Consider the following 18,158-nt stretch of genomic DNA (forward strand, 5'->3'; position numbering starts at 1 on the left):
GTGCCAAGGAGGCCCTTGGATAACCGGTGTAAGCCTGTGGATGAAAGGGGTGGTTATCCACAGAGGGGTTTATCTTCAGTTTTCAGGCCCTGTTATCAACTGCCCTTAGCGGCACTTATTCACAGGGCTTAATCCACAGAAAAGCCTGGAATGAACGAATTTCGGGCACGGATAAACCGCTCAAGCAGAAAGAATCTGCTCGGCACTTGGGGAAAGTTTTAGAAAAGGAGGGAACAGACAGGCACGAACGGCCTGTCTGTGAACAACGGAAGGACTATTTACCGATACAGAAGCTGGAAAAGATTCGACCCAGCAGGTCATCGGAGCTGAAAGCACCGGTGATTTCACCCAGAGACTGCTGTGCCTGGCGCAGATCTTCAGCCAACAACTCACCGGCACCTGCGAGCGTCAGCTGTGCACGGCCGTGCTCGAGGGATGCGCTGGCATGTCGCAAAGCCTCCAGATGGCGCCGGCGTGCGCTGAAGCTACTCTCCGAGGTCTGCTCGTAGCCCATGCAGGTCTTCAGGTGTTCGCGCAGCAACTCCAGGCCCTCGCCCGCTGACTTGGCACTTAAGCTGATGGTGACATGGCCATCTTCGCTGACTTCCAGGGCAATCGCTTCGCCCGTCAGGTCTGCCTTGTTACGGATCAGCGTCACTTTCGCAGGATCTGGGCGGGTTTCCAGGAATTCTGGCCACAAGGCAAACGGATCAAGGGCTTCCGGGGCGGTGGCATCCACCACCAACAACACTCGATCCGCTTCGCCGATGGCTTTCAACGCGCGCTCGACGCCGATTTTTTCTACCTGGTCATCGGTATCGCGCAGGCCTGCAGTGTCGACTACGTGCAACGGCATGCCGTCGATGTGGATATGTTCGCGAAGAATGTCCCGAGTAGTGCCGGCGATCTCGGTAACGATCGCCGCTTCACGACCGGCCAAGGCATTCAACAAACTGGATTTACCGGCATTCGGGCGTCCGGCAATCACCACATTCATCCCGTCCCGCAGCAAGGCACCCTGCCCGGCTTCGCGAAGGACTGTGGATAATTCATCGCGTACTTTGTCGAGCATGCTCAGCACGTGGCCATCGGCGAGGAAGTCGATTTCTTCTTCTGGGAAGTCGATGGCGGCTTCAACGTAAATGCGCAGGCCGATCAATTGTTCGGTGAGGTTATGCACACGCTGGGAAAACGCACCTTGCAAGGAACGCAGGGCATTTCGTGCAGCTTGTGCAGAACTCGCCTCGATCAAATCGGCAATGGCCTCGGCCTGGGCCAGGTCGAGTTTGTCGTTGAGAAACGCGCGTTCGCTGAATTCACCCGGCCGCGCCAGTCGGCAACCCAGTTCCAGGCAACGCTTGAGCAACATATCCAGCACGATCGGGCCGCCGTGTCCCTGGAGTTCCAGAACATCTTCGCCGGTGAACGAGTTCGGTCCCGGGAAATACAAGGCGATGCCTTCGTCCAGCACCTCTTCGTTTTCACTGAGGAACGGGCCGTAATGGGCATACCGCGGTTTCAGGTCGCGACCGCTGATGGCTTTGGCGGCCACACTCGCCAGCGGCCCGGAAATACGGACGATGCCCACACCGCCGCGACCTTGAGCGGTGGCGACGGCAGCGATGGTTTCACGAGGAACGCTCATAAACCGGTATCCAGACAAAAGTGACAGATAGCAAAACGCCCCACTAGGGGGCGTTTTGAGTGGTTATCCACAGAGTAAGTTACGCAGCGGCTTTTTTGGTAGCAGCTTCGATCTTACGTGTGATGTACCACTGTTGGCTGATGGACAGGCAGTTGTTGACCACCCAGTACAGCACCAGACCCGCCGGGAACCACAGGAAGAAGAAGGTGAAGATGATTGGCATCAGCTTCATCACCTTGGCCTGCATCGGATCCGGAGGTGTTGGGTTCAACCGCTGCTGGATGAACATGGTTGCACCCATGATGATCGGCAGAATGAAGAACGGATCCTTGATCGACAGGTCAGTAATCCACAGCATGAACGGCGCTTGGCGCATTTCCACGCTTTCCAGCAGAACCCAGTACAGCGAAAGGAAAACCGGCATCTGCACCAGGATTGGCAAGCAGCCGCCCAGTGGATTGATCTTCTCTTTCTTGTACAGCTCCATCATGGCTTGCGACATTTTCTGCCGGTCGTCGCCATGTTGCTCTTTCAGCGCAGCCAGTTTCGGTGCCACTGCACGCATGCGCGCCATGGATTTGTAGCTGGCAGCCGACAGAGGGAAGAAAAGCCCTTTGATCAGCATGGTCAGGAAGATGATCGACCAGCCCCAGTTACCAACAATCGCGTGGATGTGTTGCAGCAGCCAGAAGATTGGCTGGGCAATGAACCACAGAATGCCGTAGTCGACGGTCAATTCCAGACCTGGGGACAACTCTTTCAGCACAGCCTGGCTTTTCGGCCCGGCGTACAGAACGGCGCTGACTTCACCTTTTGCACCAGGTGCAACGGTCACTGCCGGAGCGGTGTAACCGATGATGTAGTTGCCTTTGCTGTCTTTACGGGTCTGAACGACGTTGTTTTCGCCCTTCGCCGGAATCCACGCGGTCACGAAGTAGTGTTGCAACCAGGCAACCCAACCACCGTTAACGGTTTCTTTCAGCTGAGCCTTGTCCATGTCCTTCATCGACACTTTCTTGTACGGCTCGTTACTTGTCCACAGGGCGGCGCCCAGGTAAGTCGCGGTGCCGGTGGCAGTGCTGGAAGAAGGATCGGAGCTGGCGTCACGCTTGAGTTGGGCGAACATCGCACCCGACCAAGGCTTGGCGCTTTCGTTGTCGATCAAGTACGAAACGGTTACGTCATACAGGCCGCGTTTCACAGTGAAACGCTTGATGTAGTTGACGCCGTCCTTGCTGAACTTCAGGTCTACAACCAGTTGGTCCTGACCGTCAGCCAGTTGGTAGATCTTCTTCTCCGAGGAGTAAACCGGACGACCGGCTGGACTTGCGTCCGGACCGTCGGTGCCGATCAAACCGCTCTGGGCCAGATAAGTCCGCTCGTTGCCGTTATCAAACAGCTGGAATGGAATTTCCGGATGGTCCTGGCGACGTGGATACAGCGGCAACGTCAGTTGGGCAACATCACCACCTTGTGGATCGATAGCCAGATTGAGCACATCCGTTTTGATCTGGATGAGGTCTTTGCTTACAGCTACTGGTGTTTCAGCAGGTGCAGTGGCACTGGTATCGCTTGCGGCGCGTGGAATGTCGTCACTGACAGAAGCATTATTGCCAGTCGCCGTGTCCGGTAGGCCCGGTGCGGTAGTACTGGAAGCAACATTCTGAGTCGGCAGGGCAGCCTGACCATAGTCCTGGTTCCATTTAAGAACCATAACGTAGGACACGATTGCCAGGGCGACGATCAGGATCGTGCGTTTGATATCCATGATTACTCGGCCATCGAAGAAGAACGGGAGGTAGGGATAGGCGGAACCGGGTCATAACCACCGGGATTCCACGGATGACAGCGACCTAAACGACGAAAGGCCAGCCAGCCACCGCGCAGAAGGCCATGATTTTCTATGGCTTCATACGCGTAGCAGGAACAACTGGGGTAGAAACGACAGTGACTGGCCATCAGGGGACTAATGGCATAGCGATAAAACTGGATCGGAACGAGTGCCAGTTTACGCATCGGTACTGTCTACCCCTACAGTTTCGGTTTTGACTGCTGGTACCGGCGTGCTGCGTGCCAGACGCTTCCAGAGTTTGCCGAAATGCTGAATCAATTCGGGGTTTTCTACGTCCCCCAAACCTTTGCGCGCGACGATAACAATGTCCCATCCGACCAGTGAATCCTGGTTCAGGCGAAACGATTCGCGCATCAGACGTTTGAGGCGATTGCGCTCGACGGAGAGCTTTACGCTCTTTTTCCCGATAACCAGCCCGAGACGGGGGTGATCAAGATCGTTGTTGCGCGCAAGGAGCAGGAGGTTTTTCCCCGGAACCTTGCCGGTAGGGGAGTCAAAGACTGCTTTGAAATGCCGGGGCGTAAGCAAACGCTTGTCCCGACTGAAGTCCTGACTCACCTCCAGTGCCGGATTATCAAACTGCCAGACGCGCACGACCTTTGGCGCGACGACGCGACAGGACGGCACGACCGTTTTTGGTAGCCATGCGAGCACGGAAACCGTGGGTACGAGCGCGTTTGATAGTGCTTGGTTGGAAAGTACGTTTCATTGTCGTGTTACCTGGTTCGTCCACAACGGGCCGGAATGGCCCCCGTTTTAAGAGACCGGGGATTCTAGAGAAAGCAAGCCTCTAGGTCAATTTCCAACCAGCGTTTCCTTATAAATAGATCTCCAGAGGTTTTCTCGTTCGACCGCCCTTCGCTAGATATAGAAATAAAGAAGGGAATTATTTAAAGCTTTTCTGTAAAGCTTATAAAAGCTAGGGACGCCATCCTCTGTGGATAACTGCCTTAAGCCCTTCTACACCGTGCTGTACAGAGAATGACAACTACAGGGGAAAACAGTGGTCAGCCTGTGCTGCGCTATCGGATAAGCTGTGTGTGGAATGGTCAGTTATCCACAGGCCAGTTATCCACCGAGTTTGCCCCCCACTTGTCCAGTGCCCTCATGGGCGGTTATCCACAGAGCTTATGCACATACCGCTGGTCACCTTTTTGGTGGTTAACGCATTGATAATTCATGGTCTGTGCGCAACCTGCATGTGGATAAGTGGGCGGCTGGCCGCTACAATGGCCGCTTGTTTTTGCCTCACCGGCTTTCAACTTAGGGGATATCCGTGTCAGTGGAACTTTGGCAGCAGTGCGTGGAGCTTTTGCGCGATGAGCTGCCTGCCCAACAATTCAACACTTGGATCCGTCCACTACAGGTCGAAGCCGAAGGCGACGAGTTGCGTGTCTACGCACCGAATCGTTTTGTTCTCGACTGGGTCAACGAAAAGTACCTGGGCCGCGTCCTCGAACTGCTGGATGAGCACGGCAACGGCATGGCGCCGGCGCTTTCCTTATTAATAGGCAGCAAACGCAGTTCGGCACCGCGCGCGGCACCCAATGCCCCGCTGGCCGCCGCTGCCTCCCAGGCTCAGGCCGCTCAAGCACCGGCCAGCGCACCTGCGCCGGCCCCGGTCGCTACACAGACCAAGCGTGCAACCCAAAAAGTTGCCGAAGTCAGTGAAGAGCCGTCCCGCGACAGCTTCGATCCGATGGCCGGCGCCAGTTCGCAACAGGCCCCGGTCCGCGCCGAACAGCGTACCGTGCAGGTTGAAGGCGCGCTCAAGCACACCAGCTACCTGAACCGCACCTTTACCTTCGAGAACTTCGTCGAAGGTAAGTCCAACCAGCTGGCCCGGGCTGCGGCCTGGCAAGTGGCGGACAATCCCAAGCACGGTTACAACCCGCTCTTCCTTTATGGTGGCGTTGGCTTGGGTAAGACCCACTTGATGCACGCTGTGGGTAACCACCTATTAAAGAAGAACCCGAATGCCAAGGTCGTGTACCTGCATTCCGAGCGTTTCGTGGCCGACATGGTCAAGGCGCTGCAACTGAACGCGATCAACGAATTCAAGCGCTTCTACCGTTCGGTGGATGCGTTGCTGATCGATGACATTCAGTTCTTCGCTCGTAAGGAACGTTCCCAGGAAGAGTTTTTCCACACCTTCAACGCCCTGCTTGAAGGTGGCCAGCAGGTCATTCTCACCAGTGACCGCTATCCGAAAGAAATCGAAGGCCTCGAAGAGCGCCTCAAGTCCCGCTTCGGCTGGGGCCTGACGGTTGCCGTCGAGCCGCCGGAGCTGGAAACTCGCGTCGCGATCCTGATGAAAAAGGCCGACCAGGCCAAAGTCGATCTGCCACACGATGCGGCGTTCTTCATTGCCCAGCGTATTCGCTCCAACGTCCGTGAGCTGGAAGGCGCGCTTAAACGCGTGATCGCCCACTCGCACTTCATGGGCCGCGACATCACCATCGAGCTGATTCGCGAATCCCTGAAAGACTTGCTGGCGCTGCAAGACAAACTGGTCTCTGTGGATAACATTCAGCGCACTGTCGCCGAGTACTACAAGATCAAGATCTCCGACCTGCTGTCCAAGCGTCGTTCGCGCTCGGTCGCACGTCCGCGTCAGGTTGCAATGGCCCTCTCCAAAGAGTTGACTAACCACAGCCTGCCGGAAATCGGCGATGTGTTTGGTGGCCGCGACCACACGACCGTTTTGCACGCCTGCCGCAAGATCAACGAACTTAAGGAATCCGACGCGGACATCCGCGAGGACTACAAGAACCTGCTGCGTACACTGACCACTTGATGAACACCAGCGCAGCTTATTAAGGCAAGGGACTAGACCATGCATTTCACCATTCAACGCGAAGCCCTGTTGAAACCCCTGCAACTGGTCGCAGGCGTCGTCGAGCGCCGACAGACCTTGCCGGTGCTCTCCAACGTGCTGCTGGTTGTCGAAGGCCAGCAACTGTCGCTGACCGGTACCGACCTGGAAGTCGAGCTGGTCGGTCGTGTGCAACTCGAAGAGCCGGCTGATCCAGGTTCCATCACCGTGCCTGCGCGCAAGCTGATGGACATCTGCAAGAGCCTGCCAAACGACGCGCTGATCGACATCAAGGTCGATGAGCAGAAGCTCGTGGTGAAGGCTGGCCGTAGCCGCTTCACCCTGTCGACCTTGCCGGCCAACGATTTTCCGACGGTCGAAGAAGGCCCGGGTTCGCTGACCTGCAGCCTTGAGCAAAGCAAACTGCGTCGTTTGATCGAACGCACCAGCTTCGCCATGGCCCAGCAGGACGTGCGTTACTACCTCAACGGCATGCTGCTGGAAGTTTCTGAAGGCATCATCCGCGCCGTGGCTACCGACGGTCACCGTCTGGCCATGTGCTCGATGAAGGCCGATATCGGTCAGCCGGATCGTCACCAGGTGATCGTGCCGCGCAAGGGTATCCTTGAGCTGGCACGCCTGCTGACCGAGCCGGACGGCCTTGTCAGCATCGTGTTGGGTCAGCACCACATCCGTGCGACCACCGGCGAGTTCACCTTCACCTCGAAACTGGTTGACGGTAAATTCCCGGACTACGAGCGTGTTCTGCCGAAGGGCGGCGACAAGCTGGTACTTGGCGATCGCCAGGCCCTGCGTGAAGCGTTCAGCCGTACCGCGATTCTGTCCAACGAGAAGTACCGCGGCATTCGTCTGCAACTGGCCAACGGTCAGCTGAAGATCCAGGCTAACAACCCGGAGCAGGAAGAAGCGGAAGAAGAAGTGGGCGTTGAGTACAACGGCGGCTCTCTGGAAATCGGCTTTAACGTGAGCTACCTGCTCGACGTGCTGGGCGTGATGACTACCGAGCAGGTTCGCCTGATCCTGTCTGACTCCAACAGCAGTGCGCTGGTGCAAGAGTCCGACAACGACGACTCGGCCTACGTTGTCATGCCGATGCGTCTGTAATCATGCTCAGCAGAAGCTAGATGTCCTTAAGTCGCGTCTCGGTCACCGCGGTGCGCAATCTGCACCCGGTGACCTTCTCCCCCTCTCCCCGAATCAACATTCTTTACGGCGCCAACGGCAGCGGCAAAACCAGTGTTCTGGAAGCCATTCATCTGCTGGGGCTTGCCCGTTCGTTTCGTAGCAGCCGGCTTTTACCCGTGATTCAGTACGAGCAATTGGCGTGCACGGTATTTGGTCAGGTGGAATTGGCTGAGGGCGGGCATAGTGCCTTGGGGATATCTCGGGACCGCCAGGGTGAGTTCCAGATCCGCATCGACGGACAGAACGCCCGTAGCGCGGCGCAACTGGCGGAAATCCTGCCTTTGCAGTTGATCAACCCGGACAGCTTCCGGCTGTTGGAGGGTGCGCCGAAGATTCGGAGGCAGTTTCTCGACTGGGGTGTGTTCCACGTGGAACCGCGATTCATGTCCACTTGGCAGCGCTTGCAGAAGGCCCTGCGCCAGAGAAACTCTTGGCTGCGGCATGGTACACTTGACGCCGTTTCGCAAGCGGTTTGGGACAGGGAACTGTGCCAGGCCAGCGCAGAAATTGATGAATACCGCCGCGCTTATATCAAAGCCTTGAAACCAGTCTTTGAACAGACCTTGAGCGAACTGGTTGAGCTTGAGGGCTTAACGCTCAGCTATTACCGAGGTTGGGACAAAGACCGCGAGTTGAGTGCTGTGCTCGCCGGGTCCCTACAGCGGGATCAGCAAATGGGTCATACCCAGGCCGGACCACAACGCGCTGACTTGCGTCTTAGATTGGGCGCACATAACGCCGCGGACATTCTGTCCCGGGGTCAGCAGAAGTTGGTGGTCTGCGCATTGCGGATTGCCCAGGGGCACTTGGTTAGCCAGGCCCGACGCGGCCAGTGTATTTATCTGGTGGATGACCTGCCGTCCGAACTGGACGAGCAACACCGCCGTGCGCTTTGCCGTTTGCTGGAAGACTTACGCTGCCAGGTGTTTATCACCTGTGTAGATCACGAATTATTGAGGGAAGGCTGGCAGACGGAAACGCCAGTCGCTCTGTTCCACGTGGAACAGGGCCGTATCACCCAGACCCACGACCATCGGGAGTGAAGGCATTGAGCGAAGAAAATACGAATACCTACGACTCAACGAGCATTAAAGTGCTGAAAGGCCTGGATGCCGTCCGTAAACGTCCCGGTATGTACATTGGTGACACAGACGATGGCAGCGGTCTGCACCACATGGTCTTCGAGGTAGTCGACAACTCCATCGATGAAGCGCTCGCTGGCCACTGCGACGACATCAGCATCATCATCCACCCGGACGAATCCATCACCGTGCGTGACAACGGTCGTGGCATCCCGGTAGATGTGCACAAAGAAGAAGGCGTTTCGGCAGCCGAGGTCATCATGACCGTGCTGCACGCCGGCGGTAAGTTCGACGACAACTCATACAAAGTATCCGGCGGCCTGCACGGTGTAGGTGTCTCGGTGGTGAACGCTCTGTCCGAAGAGCTTGTTCTCACGGTACGCCGCAGCGGCAAGATCTGGGAACAGACTTACATCCATGGTGTTCCGAAAGAGCCGATGAAAATCGTTGGCGAAAGCGAAACCACCGGTACCCAGATTCACTTCAAACCGTCCGACCTGACCTTCAAGAACATCCACTTCAGCTGGGACATCCTGGCCAAGCGGATTCGTGAACTGTCCTTCCTCAACTCTGGTGTCGGCATCGTCCTCAAGGATGAGCGCAGCGGCAAGGAAGAACTGTTCAAGTACGAAGGCGGACTGCGTGCATTCGTTGAATACCTGAACACCAACAAGACTCCGGTCAACCAGGTGTTCCACTTCAACATCCAGCGTGAAGACGGCATCGGCGTGGAAATCGCCCTGCAGTGGAACGACAGCTTCAACGAGAACCTGTTGTGCTTCACCAACAACATTCCACAGCGCGATGGCGGTACTCACCTAGTGGGTTTCCGTTCCGCACTGACGCGTAACCTGAACACCTACATCGAAGCGGAAGGCCTGGCGAAGAAGCACAAAGTCGCCACCACCGGTGACGATGCCCGTGAAGGTTTGACCGCGATTATTTCGGTGAAAGTACCGGATCCGAAATTCAGCTCCCAGACCAAAGACAAGCTGGTTTCTTCCGAAGTGAAGACCGCGGTCGAACAGGAAATGGGCAAGTACTTCTCGGACTTCCTGCTGGAAAACCCGAACGAAGCCAAACTGGTCGTCGGCAAGATGATCGACGCGGCTCGCGCTCGTGAAGCGGCGCGTAAAGCCCGCGAGATGACCCGCCGTAAAGGCGCTCTGGATATCGCTGGCCTGCCGGGCAAACTGGCTGACTGCCAGGAAAAAGACCCCGCCCTTTCCGAACTGTACCTCGTGGAAGGTGACTCTGCTGGCGGCTCCGCCAAGCAGGGTCGCAACCGTCGCACCCAGGCCATCCTGCCGCTGAAAGGCAAGATCCTGAACGTCGAGAAGGCGCGCTTCGACAAGATGATCTCTTCGCAAGAAGTGGGCACCTTGATCACCGCGCTGGGCTGCGGCATTGGCCGTGACGAGTACAACATCGCCAAGCTGCGTTACCACAACATCATCATCATGACCGATGCTGACGTCGACGGTTCTCACATCCGTACCCTGCTGCTGACCTTCTTCTTCCGTCAGTTGCCGGAGCTGATCGAGCGCGGTTACATCTACATCGCTCAGCCGCCGCTGTACAAGGTCAAGAAAGGCAAGCAAGAGCAATACATCAAAGACGACGACGCCATGGAAGAGTACATGACGCAGTCGGCTCTGGAAGACGCGAGCCTGCACCTGAACGAGGACGCTCCGGGTATTTCCGGACCTGCCCTTGAGCGCCTGGTGAATGACTTCCGTCTGGTAATGAAGACCCTCAAGCGTCTGTCGCGCCTGTACCCACAGGAACTGACCGAGCACTTCATCTACCTGCCAGCGGTGAGCATGGAGCAACTGTCCGATCATGCAGCGATGCAGGATTGGATGGCTCAGTTCGAAGTTCGCCTGCGTACTGTCGAGAAGTCTGGCCTGGTTTACAAAGCCAGCCTGCGTGAAGACCGTGAACGTAACGTCTGGCTGCCAGAGGTCGAACTGATCTCCCACGGCCTGTCGAACTACATCACGTTCAACCGCGACTTCTTCGGCAGCAATGATTACAAAACCGTTGTTTCCCTGGGCGCTCAACTGAGCACCTTGCTCGACGACGGCGCGTACATCCAGCGCGGCGAGCGCAAGAAGCCGGTGACCGAGTTCAAGGAAGCCCTTGAATGGCTGATGGCTGAAAGCACCAAGCGTCACACCATCCAGCGATACAAAGGTCTGGGCGAGATGAACCCGGATCAGCTGTGGGAAACCACCATGGACCCAGCACAGCGTCGGATGCTTAAAGTGACCATCGAAGACGCCATTGGCGCGGACCAGATCTTCAACACCCTGATGGGTGATGCGGTCGAACCCCGTCGTGACTTCATCGAAAGCAATGCCTTGGCGGTTTCCAACCTGGACTTCTGATCCAGTTGTAGCGCGCCAACGAAAAGGCCAACGCACTAGCGTTGGCCTTTTTTTGGTTTACAGAAAATCAAAAGATCGCAGCCTTCGGCAACTCCTACGTATAACGAAAGTAGGAGCTGCCGAAGGCTGCGATCGTTTGATCTCTATTCGCTTACCGACCCCACACTCTCCAACCGATACCCATACCCATAAATCGTCAACAACTGCCAGCCCCGATCAGCCGTCAGTCCCAGCTTGTTGCGCAGCCGATAAATGTGAGTGTCCAGCGGTCGTGAGGACACCATTTCTTCATGACTCCAGAACCGTCCATAAAGGTATTCCCGGGACAATGGCCGGCCCAAGTTGGTGAACAAGCAGCGAGCCAGACGGTACTCCCGCTCGGTCATGCCGATGGGGATACCGGCACGGGTGACGGTCAGTTCGGCGTCATCAAATACCAGATCATTGAAATTCAATACTTCGCCGGACGTCGCGCGTTGCTGGCCATGCCTGCGTAATACAGCAGCGACACGGGCCTTCAATTCGTTGGGACGGAACGGTTTGCTGACGTAGTCGTCGGCCCCGGCATTCAGCGCTTGGACGATGTCGCTCTCGGCGTCGCGGCTGGTGAGCATAATGGCGGCGGGTGGCGCGTCCATGTGTTCGCGGGTCCAGCGCAGCAGTGAGAGACCACTGAGGTCCGGCAGTTGCCAGTCGAGGATCAGCAGGTCGAAGGTTTCCCGGCGCAGCTGACGCAACAGGTCTTCTGCGCGCTCGAAACTGTGCAATGACCAGGGCTGTTCGCCCGGTTCGGCCATTTGGTGCAGGGTCTGTTCGACCCGGCGCAGTTCGGCGGGTTCATCGTCCAGTATCGCGACACGCATGTGCGGCAATTCCTTGATGGCGGGTGGGCGGTAGACGATACCGGCTCGACTGGCGGAGTGAAAGTAAGCAAACCTCCGTCGGTCGTCGTCCGCTATGATTCTTCACGTTCAATACTCCAATCAGACCAGTGACTCATGAACCGAATTCCCTATCCCCTCCTCTATCAGATGACCCCATGACCCATCGCCGCCGTGAGAGCCGAGAGCCGACTCAGGTCCAGCGCTTGTTTCGGCAACTAGTCAGGGAATGGGTGTGGATAAGTCTGGTCCTGTTACCTCTGACGGCCCTGCTCTCGTTCAGTGCGCAGTCCAGTGAGCTCAATGGTTCGGGAGCACTGGGGGCGTTGTTGTCAGTCAGTCTAGTCGCCTGCGTGCTTGGCTTGCTGTTACTGCGCCCGCGTCTGGCGTTGTGGCTGACGCTGGGTGGCATGAGCTGCGCGCTGTTGATCAGCGCCTGTCTGGCAGAACTGCGTTGGTGGTGGTCTCCGGCGGCGAGCCTGATGGGTATGTTGTTCGGTTACCTGATCTGGAACTGGCGGCGCCTGAGTGTCGTACTGGCCTATTTCGGCTGGGAGCTGGCGCGCCTGGATAACGAACCGAAAGTATTTCCGGAACGCCGCCGTGTGCAGTTTCCCACCGGCGATCATTTGCAGGGACAAATCATGGCGCTTGAACAAGCCATGAGCCGGACCCGCGATACCCGGCGCTTCATCGCCGATGGGCTGGAGTATTTGCCCGTCGCTACGTTGATCAGCGATCCCCAAGGCCAAATTTTGCTCGGTAACCGCAACGCCCGGGACTTGTTCGGCGCTGAGCTTGTGGGCGATGACGTTCTTGAGCAACTGGCGCGACTGGGTTATCCGGAACTGCTCAATAACTCGCGCCCGCTGTTATCAACCTTGGTGCTGCTGGAGTTCAGAGACATCAAGGGACGCAGCCTGCGTCTGGAACGTGCGGCATTGCTGCCGGTGGACGGAGAAACGCCGATCGGCTGGTTGCTGAGCCTCACCGACCTGAGTGTCGAACGCGATGCCGAGGAACAGCGTGGCGTGCTGTTGCGCTTTTTGTCCCACGACCTGCGGGCGCCGCATTCGGCGATCCTTGCGTTGCTCGACGTGCATCGGCACCAAGTAGGTGGCGACACGCAGTTGTTCGATCAGATTGAGCGTCAGGTGCGCAGGGCTTTGGACCTAACGGATGGCTTCGTGCTGTTGGCCAGGGCCGAGTCTGAGGCCTATGAATTTCAGCCAAGCCTGTTCGCGATGCTGGTGCTGGATGTCTTCGACCAGGCCCTGAGCATTGCGCAGTTGAAGCAGATCGAGTTGGTCCATCATCTGGAGGACGATGCCCAGGAAAGCTTGATCATGGCGGATCAGGGACTGCTGACTCGCGCGTTGTTCAATCTGCTGGAGAACGCCATCAAGTACAGCGACTCCGGTACCCGTATCAGCTTGCAAGTCAGTTGCAGCAAGGGTTGGCTTACGTGTGAGTTGACCGATCAGGGCAAAGGCATCGCTGCCGACGAATTACCTGAGCTGTTTAGCCAATATCGCCGGTTTACTTCGGCTCAAGGCATCGATGGTATTGGGCTGGGATTGTCGATGGTCAAGGCTGTGGTGGATCACCACGACGGCCGGATCGAATGTCAAAGTGAGGTCGGTAAAGGCACCTGTTTCAGCCTTCATTTCCCTCTGCTGGATGAATAAAACGCGGGCATAAAAAAACCGGCTATATCAGCCGGTTTTTTTACGTCCGAAAAAAACTTATGCACCTTTTTCGGAATTTTATGAGCTTAATAAATATGTATATAAATCATAAGCTTACAAACTAAATTCGACGCTTTTCAACAAAACGGTACACAGGTTATCCACAGAATCTCAGACAGCCACCTGATCAGTCTCGGCGGGTGCTTGAGGCGCCGGTGGTAACGAACCCATATCCCGTTGCATCTGCTCATTCCAGGCCTGAACCCGATCGTTCAATGCGGCAACGGCTCGCGGTCCACTGCCCTCGGCGTACATCGGCTCACCGATGATCACAGTGATCACGCCCTGCTTCTTTGCCCAACCGGTTTTCGGCCAGAACTTGCCCGCATTGTGTGCAATTGGCAGCACCGGAAGTTCGGCGTTGACCGCCAAAGCGCTTCCGCCGCGCGAGAACTTGCCGACGGTGCCGTAGGGAACGCGAGTGCCTTCCGGGAAGATCAGCACCCAGACGCCATCCTTCAGCAACTCATCGCCCTTTTTCGCCACATGCTTGAGCGCGGCTTTCGGGTTGTCGCGGTCGATGGCGATTGGTCGCAGCATGGCCATCGCCCAACCGAAGAACGGCACGAACAACAATGAACGCTTGAGGACCTGGCTCAACGGTTCGAAGTAAGCGGAGAGAAAGAATGTCTCCCAGGTGCTCTGGTGGTTCGATTGAATCACGCAGGGCTGGTCAGGCACGTTTTCGGCGCCTTTGATTTCGTAAGTGATGCCCAGAAACACTTTGCTCAGCCATAAGGCGCAGCGGCACCAGTACACATTAATGAAGCGATATCGGGCCTTGAATGGCAGAAAAGGCGCGATGAAAAAGCTCAGGCTGCACCAAAGCAAAGAGCTGGTGCCCAGCAACAGATAGAAGAGGAACGTTCTGATGGCCTGCAGTATCGACATGGTGACGTTTACCGTGCGGGCTCTGCCCGTCTATATAAAGCGCAATCCCGATCAATCCTTGGTCAGGAATCTCGAAACGCTCTAATTGTGGATAAGTTCTGCGGCAATCGCCGCCAGATCGTCAAAAATCAAGGTGCCTACCGGTAGGGTTTTACCCAGAGTCTTTTCGCCTTTCCCGGTCTTTACCAAAACTGGCTGAGAATCGACGGCTTTGGCGGCTTCCAGGTCACCGAGACTGTCGCCGACAAACCATAGATTAGTCAGCGATACGTTGTAATGCGCGGCGATGGTTTCCAACATCCCGGGTTTTGGCTTGCGGCAATCGCAACCTTCGTCCGGCCCATGGGGGCAATAGACGATCAGCCCGACTTCACCGCCCTGCTCCGCCACCAGCGAGCGCAGGCGCTCGTGCATGGCGTCCAGGGTGGCGATGTCGTAATAGCCGCGAGCGATGCCCGACTGGTTGGTAGCGACTGCCACCGTCCAGCCGGCCTTGCTCAACTGCGCGATGGCTTCGATCGAACCGGGGAGCGGAATCCACTCCTCCACCGACTTGATGTAAGCGTCGGAGTCATAGTTGATCACCCCGTCCCGATCGAGAATCAGCAGTTTCAAACAGTCTTACCCCAGCAGCGAAATATCGGCGACGCCGAGGAACAGCCCACGCAGACGCGACAGCAGTGCATAACGGTTGGCGCGCACTTTGGCGTCATCCGCGTTGACCATCACGGCTTCGAAGAATGCGTCCACGGGCTCGCGCAAGGCAGCCAGACGCGCCAGGGATTCGCTGTACTGACGGGCAGCGGCCATCGGCTGGACAGCCTGGTCAGCCTGCTGGATCGCCGAGTACAGGGAGAACTCGTTGGCGTTGTCGAAGTACTTGGCTTCCACCACCGACGGGATCGAGCCTTCGGCCTTGCTCAGCAAGTTCGAAACGCGCTTGTTCACGGCGGCCAGTGCGGCAGCTTCCGGTAACTTGCGGAACGCTTGAACGGCTTGAACACGCTGATCGAAGTCCAGCGCCGATCCCGGCTTCAGGGCACGTACCGACAAGTAAGTCGCGACGTCTACACCTTCGTCTTCGTAACGGGCACGCAGACGGTCGAAGATGAATTCCAGCACCGACTCGTTGAGGCCGGCAGCCTTGATCTTGGCGCCGAACGCGTTCACGGCGAAGGCCACGGCGTCGTTCAGGTCAAGGTCGAGTTTCTTGTCGATCAGGATGCGCAACACACCGAGTGCAGCACGGCGCAGGGCGTACGGGTCTTTGCTGCCGGTTGGCAGCATGCCGATACCGAAGATGCCGACCAGAGTGTCGAGCTTGTCAGCGATCGCCACGGCCGCACCGGTCAGGGTGGTCGGCAGTTCAGCACCGGCACCGCGCGGCATGTACTGCTCGTTCAGCGCCAGGGCGACTTCTTCCGGCTCGCCGTCGTTGAGGGCGTAGTAGTAACCGGCGACACCTTGCATCTCCGGGAACTCACCAACCATCTCGGTCGCCAGGTCGCACTTGGACAGCAGGCCGGCACGGGAGGCCCAGGCTGCGTTGCCGCCAATGCGTTGCGCGATGTATGCGGCCAGTTTGGAAACGCGTTCGGCCTTGTCGTAGACGCTGCCGAGTTTTTCCTGGAACACCACGTTTTGCAGGCGCAGGTTGAAGTCTTCGAGTTTCTGCTTCTTGTCTTGCTTGAAGAAGAACTCGGCGTCGGTCAGGCGTGGGCGAACCACTTTCTCGTTACCGGCGATGATCTGCTGCGGGTCTTTGCTTTCGATGTTGGCCACGGTAATGAAACGTGGCAGCAACTTGCCGTCGGCATCCAGCAGGCAGAAGTACTTCTGGTTGTCCTGCATGGTGGTGATCAGGGCTTCTTGCGGCACATCGAGGAAACGTTCCTCGAACGAGCACACCAGCGGCACCGGCCATTCAACCAGCGCGGTCACTTCGTCGAGCAAGGCCGGAGGAACGATGGCAGTGCCTTCCTGCATCGTCGCCAGCTCTTCGGTGCGCTTGCTGATCAGCGCGCGACGCTCGTTGGCATCGGCCAGGACGTAAGCGCCACGCAGGTCGGCCAGGTAGTTGGCCGGTGCGGTGATGCGTACGCTTTCCGGGTGATGGAAGCGGTGACCACGGGAGTCACGGCCAGCCTTCTGGGCGAGGATCGTGCAATCGATGACCTGGTCACCGAGCAGCATGACCAGCCACTGGGTCGGACGAACGAATTCTTCTTTGCGAGCACCCCAGCGCATGCGCTTCGGGATCGGCAAGTCGTTCAAGGAATCTTCAACGATGGTCGGCAGCAGGCTCGCAGTCGGCTTGCCGGCGATGCTCTGGCTGTAACGCAGTTTCGGACCGCTCTGATCGATTTCGCTCAGGTCGACGCCGCACTTCTTGGCGAAGCCCAGGGCTGCTTGAGTCGGGTTGCCGTCGGCATCGAACGCGGCCTGACGTGGCGGGCCGTCGAGGTTGATGCTGCGATCCGGTTGCTGGGTGGCCAGCGCGGTGATCAGCACGGCCAGGCGACGCGGTGCGGCGTAGACGGTTTTGGCTTCGTAGTTCAGGCCGGCAGCTTGCAGGCCCTTGTCGATACCGGCCAGGAACGCGTCGGCCAGGGTGTTCAGGGCTTTGGGTGGCAGTTCTTCGGTGCCCAATTCAACCAGGAAATCCAGAGCACTCATTGTGCAGCCTCCAGCTTAGCCAACACTTCATCACGCAGGTCCGGGGTCGCCATCGGGAAGCCCAGCTTGGCGCGAGCCAGCAGGTAGGCTTGCGCAACGGAACGCGCCAGGGTGCGAACACGCAGAATGTATTGCTGACGCGCAGTCACGGAGATTGCCCGGCGCGCATCCAGTAGGTTGAAGGTATGGGAGGCCTTCAACACCATTTCGTAGCTTGGCAATGGCAGCGGCTGGTCGAGTTCGATCAGGCGCTTGGCTTCGCTTTCGTAGAAATCGAACAGCTCGAACAGCTTCTCGACGTTGGCGTGTTCGAAGTTGTAGGTCGATTGCTCGACTTCGTTCTGGTGGAACACGTCGCCGTAAGTCACTTTGCCCATCGGACCGTCAGCCCAGACCAGGTCGTAGACCGAGTCCACGCCTTGCAAGTACATGGCCAGACGTTCCAGACCGTAAGTGATCTCGCCGGTCACCGGGTAGCACTCGATGCCGCCCGCTTGCTGGAAGTAAGTGAACTGCGTCACTTCCATGCCGTTGAGCCAGACTTCCCAGCCCAGACCCCAGGCGCCCAGTGTCGGCGATTCCCAGTTGTCTTCGACGAAGCGAATGTCGTGGACCAATGGGTCCAGGCCGACGTGCTTGAGAGAGCCCAGGTACAGTTCCTGGAAGTTGTCCGGGTTCGGCTTCAGGACTACCTGGAACTGATAGTAGTGCTGCAGACGGTTCGGGTTTTCGCCGTAGCGGCCGTCAGTCGGGCGACGACTGGGCTGCACATAAGCGGCGTTCCAGGTTTCCGGGCCGATGGCGCGCAGAAACGTGGCTGTGTGGAAAGTGCCGGCGCCTACTTCCATATCGTAGGGCTGAAGTACCACGCAACCTTGCTCGGCCCAGTATTGCTGGAGCGCGAGGATCAAGTCTTGGAAGGTACGCACGGCTGGCGTAGGCTGGCTCACGAAATTCACCTGTTTCTTGGGC

The 18,158-nt window shown here is 57.4% G+C and carries 15 protein-coding genes; 5 read left to right on the forward strand and 10 right to left on the reverse strand.

What is annotated here, in order from left to right; all coding sequences use genetic code 11:
- Nucleotides 1–274 precede the first annotated feature (274 nt).
- The 5 genes from mnmE to rpmH form a co-directional block, all read right to left on the reverse strand.
- Entirely contained in the window at nt 275–1,645 is a 1,371-nt protein-coding gene (gene mnmE, locus ACWIKB_RS03230) for a tRNA uridine-5-carboxymethylaminomethyl(34) synthesis GTPase MnmE (protein WP_475265286.1), read from the reverse strand.
- Between the two features lie 79 nt (nt 1,646–1,724).
- Nucleotides 1,725–3,413, reverse strand: coding sequence for a membrane protein insertase YidC (yidC, locus tag ACWIKB_RS03235; protein WP_475265287.1), 1,689 nt, complete (start codon nt 3,411–3,413; stop codon nt 1,725–1,727).
- Between the two features lie 2 nt (nt 3,414–3,415).
- Nucleotides 3,416–3,661 carry a membrane protein insertion efficiency factor YidD gene (gene yidD / locus ACWIKB_RS03240; RefSeq protein ID WP_080761984.1) on the reverse strand — a complete coding sequence of 82 codons (246 nt, stop codon included), beginning with the start codon at nt 3,659–3,661 and terminating at the stop codon, nt 3,416–3,418.
- Nucleotides 3,654–4,055 carry a ribonuclease P protein component gene (gene rnpA, locus ACWIKB_RS03245; protein ID WP_054048735.1) on the reverse strand — a complete coding sequence of 134 codons (402 nt, stop codon included), beginning with the start codon at nt 4,053–4,055 and terminating at the stop codon, nt 3,654–3,656. Before rnpA ends, yidD begins: the two co-directional genes overlap by 8 nt.
- A 16-nt stretch (nt 4,056–4,071) precedes the next feature.
- Complete coding sequence (gene rpmH / locus ACWIKB_RS03250) at nt 4,072–4,206, reverse strand: 50S ribosomal protein L34 (protein WP_003213577.1); 135 nt, start codon at nt 4,204–4,206, stop codon at nt 4,072–4,074.
- A 567-nt stretch (nt 4,207–4,773) separates the two neighbouring features.
- Here rpmH and dnaA point away from each other — a divergent pair.
- Genes dnaA through gyrB form a run of 4 tightly spaced genes read left to right on the forward strand, consistent with a single transcriptional unit; the run spans nt 4,774 to nt 10,990 of the window.
- Nucleotides 4,774–6,294: a chromosomal replication initiator protein DnaA gene (dnaA, locus tag ACWIKB_RS03255; protein WP_475265288.1), complete on the forward strand. Its 1,521-nt coding sequence runs from the start codon at nt 4,774–4,776 to the stop codon at nt 6,292–6,294.
- 39 nt (nt 6,295–6,333) lie between these two features.
- Nucleotides 6,334–7,437: a DNA polymerase III subunit beta gene (dnaN, locus tag ACWIKB_RS03260; RefSeq protein WP_149418954.1), complete on the forward strand. Its 1,104-nt coding sequence runs from the start codon at nt 6,334–6,336 to the stop codon at nt 7,435–7,437.
- Between the two features lie 20 nt (nt 7,438–7,457).
- Nucleotides 7,458–8,561, forward strand: coding sequence for a DNA replication/repair protein RecF (gene recF / locus ACWIKB_RS03265; protein ID WP_123515478.1), 1,104 nt, complete (start codon nt 7,458–7,460; stop codon nt 8,559–8,561).
- Nucleotides 8,562–8,566: 5 nt separating this feature from the next.
- Nucleotides 8,567–10,990: a DNA topoisomerase (ATP-hydrolyzing) subunit B gene (gene gyrB, locus ACWIKB_RS03270; protein ID WP_213937699.1), complete on the forward strand. Its 2,424-nt coding sequence runs from the start codon at nt 8,567–8,569 to the stop codon at nt 10,988–10,990.
- Between the two features lie 143 nt (nt 10,991–11,133).
- Here the strand turns inward: gyrB and ACWIKB_RS03275 are convergent, their stop codons facing one another.
- The gene (locus tag ACWIKB_RS03275; RefSeq protein ID WP_475265289.1) at nt 11,134–11,853 is read right to left on the reverse strand and encodes a response regulator transcription factor; all 720 of its coding nucleotides are present in this window, start codon (nt 11,851–11,853) and stop codon (nt 11,134–11,136) included.
- Nucleotides 11,854–12,029: 176 nt separating this feature from the next.
- Between ACWIKB_RS03275 and ACWIKB_RS03280 the strand changes: the two genes are divergently transcribed.
- Nucleotides 12,030–13,559, forward strand: a complete 1,530-nt coding sequence (locus ACWIKB_RS03280) for a sensor histidine kinase (RefSeq protein WP_475265290.1) — start codon at nt 12,030–12,032, stop codon at nt 13,557–13,559.
- Nucleotides 13,560–13,730: 171 nt separating this feature from the next.
- On the opposite strand, the gene ACWIKB_RS03285 is transcribed toward ACWIKB_RS03280, so the two are convergent.
- From ACWIKB_RS03285 to glyQ, 4 genes are all read right to left on the reverse strand, one after another.
- Nucleotides 13,731–14,510, reverse strand: a complete 780-nt coding sequence (locus ACWIKB_RS03285; RefSeq protein ID WP_475265291.1) for a lysophospholipid acyltransferase family protein — start codon at nt 14,508–14,510, stop codon at nt 13,731–13,733.
- Between the two features lie 81 nt (nt 14,511–14,591).
- Nucleotides 14,592–15,125, reverse strand: a complete 534-nt coding sequence (gene gmhB, locus ACWIKB_RS03290) for a D-glycero-beta-D-manno-heptose 1,7-bisphosphate 7-phosphatase (RefSeq protein ID WP_475265292.1) — start codon at nt 15,123–15,125, stop codon at nt 14,592–14,594.
- 6 nt (nt 15,126–15,131) lie between these two features.
- Nucleotides 15,132–17,186 (reverse strand): glycine--tRNA ligase subunit beta, encoded by a 2,055-nt coding sequence (gene glyS, locus ACWIKB_RS03295; protein WP_475265293.1) that lies wholly within the window; start codon nt 17,184–17,186, stop codon nt 15,132–15,134.
- Nucleotides 17,183–18,136 carry a glycine--tRNA ligase subunit alpha gene (glyQ, locus tag ACWIKB_RS03300; protein WP_008155694.1) on the reverse strand — a complete coding sequence of 318 codons (954 nt, stop codon included), beginning with the start codon at nt 18,134–18,136 and terminating at the stop codon, nt 17,183–17,185. Before glyQ ends, glyS begins: the two co-directional genes overlap by 4 nt.
- Between the last annotated feature and the right edge of the window lie 22 nt (nt 18,137–18,158).

It is taken from the genome of Pseudomonas sp. 5Vm1k, from assembly GCF_056161485.1.

What these genes read in the sequence shown, in the direction of transcription:
- ACWIKB_RS03275 (WP_475265289.1), bottom strand. Translation starts at nt 11,853, where the DNA reads ATGCGTGTCGCGATACTGGACGATGAACCCGCCGAACTGCGCCGGGTC.
- ACWIKB_RS03285 (WP_475265291.1), bottom strand. Translation starts at nt 14,510, where the DNA reads ATGTCGATACTGCAGGCCATCAGAACGTTCCTCTTCTATCTGTTGCTG.
- dnaN (WP_149418954.1), top strand. Translation starts at nt 6,334, where the DNA reads ATGCATTTCACCATTCAACGCGAAGCCCTGTTGAAACCCCTGCAACTG.
- glyS (WP_475265293.1), bottom strand. Translation starts at nt 17,186, where the DNA reads ATGAGTGCTCTGGATTTCCTGGTTGAATTGGGCACCGAAGAACTGCCA.
- mnmE (WP_475265286.1), bottom strand. Translation starts at nt 1,645, where the DNA reads ATGAGCGTTCCTCGTGAAACCATCGCTGCCGTCGCCACCGCTCAAGGT.
- yidD (WP_080761984.1), bottom strand. Translation starts at nt 3,661, where the DNA reads ATGCGTAAACTGGCACTCGTTCCGATCCAGTTTTATCGCTATGCCATT.
- recF (WP_123515478.1), top strand. Translation starts at nt 7,458, where the DNA reads ATGTCCTTAAGTCGCGTCTCGGTCACCGCGGTGCGCAATCTGCACCCG.
- rpmH (WP_003213577.1), bottom strand. Translation starts at nt 4,206, where the DNA reads ATGAAACGTACTTTCCAACCAAGCACTATCAAACGCGCTCGTACCCAC.
- yidC (WP_475265287.1), bottom strand. Translation starts at nt 3,413, where the DNA reads ATGGATATCAAACGCACGATCCTGATCGTCGCCCTGGCAATCGTGTCC.
- ACWIKB_RS03280 (WP_475265290.1), top strand. Translation starts at nt 12,030, where the DNA reads ATGACCCATCGCCGCCGTGAGAGCCGAGAGCCGACTCAGGTCCAGCGC.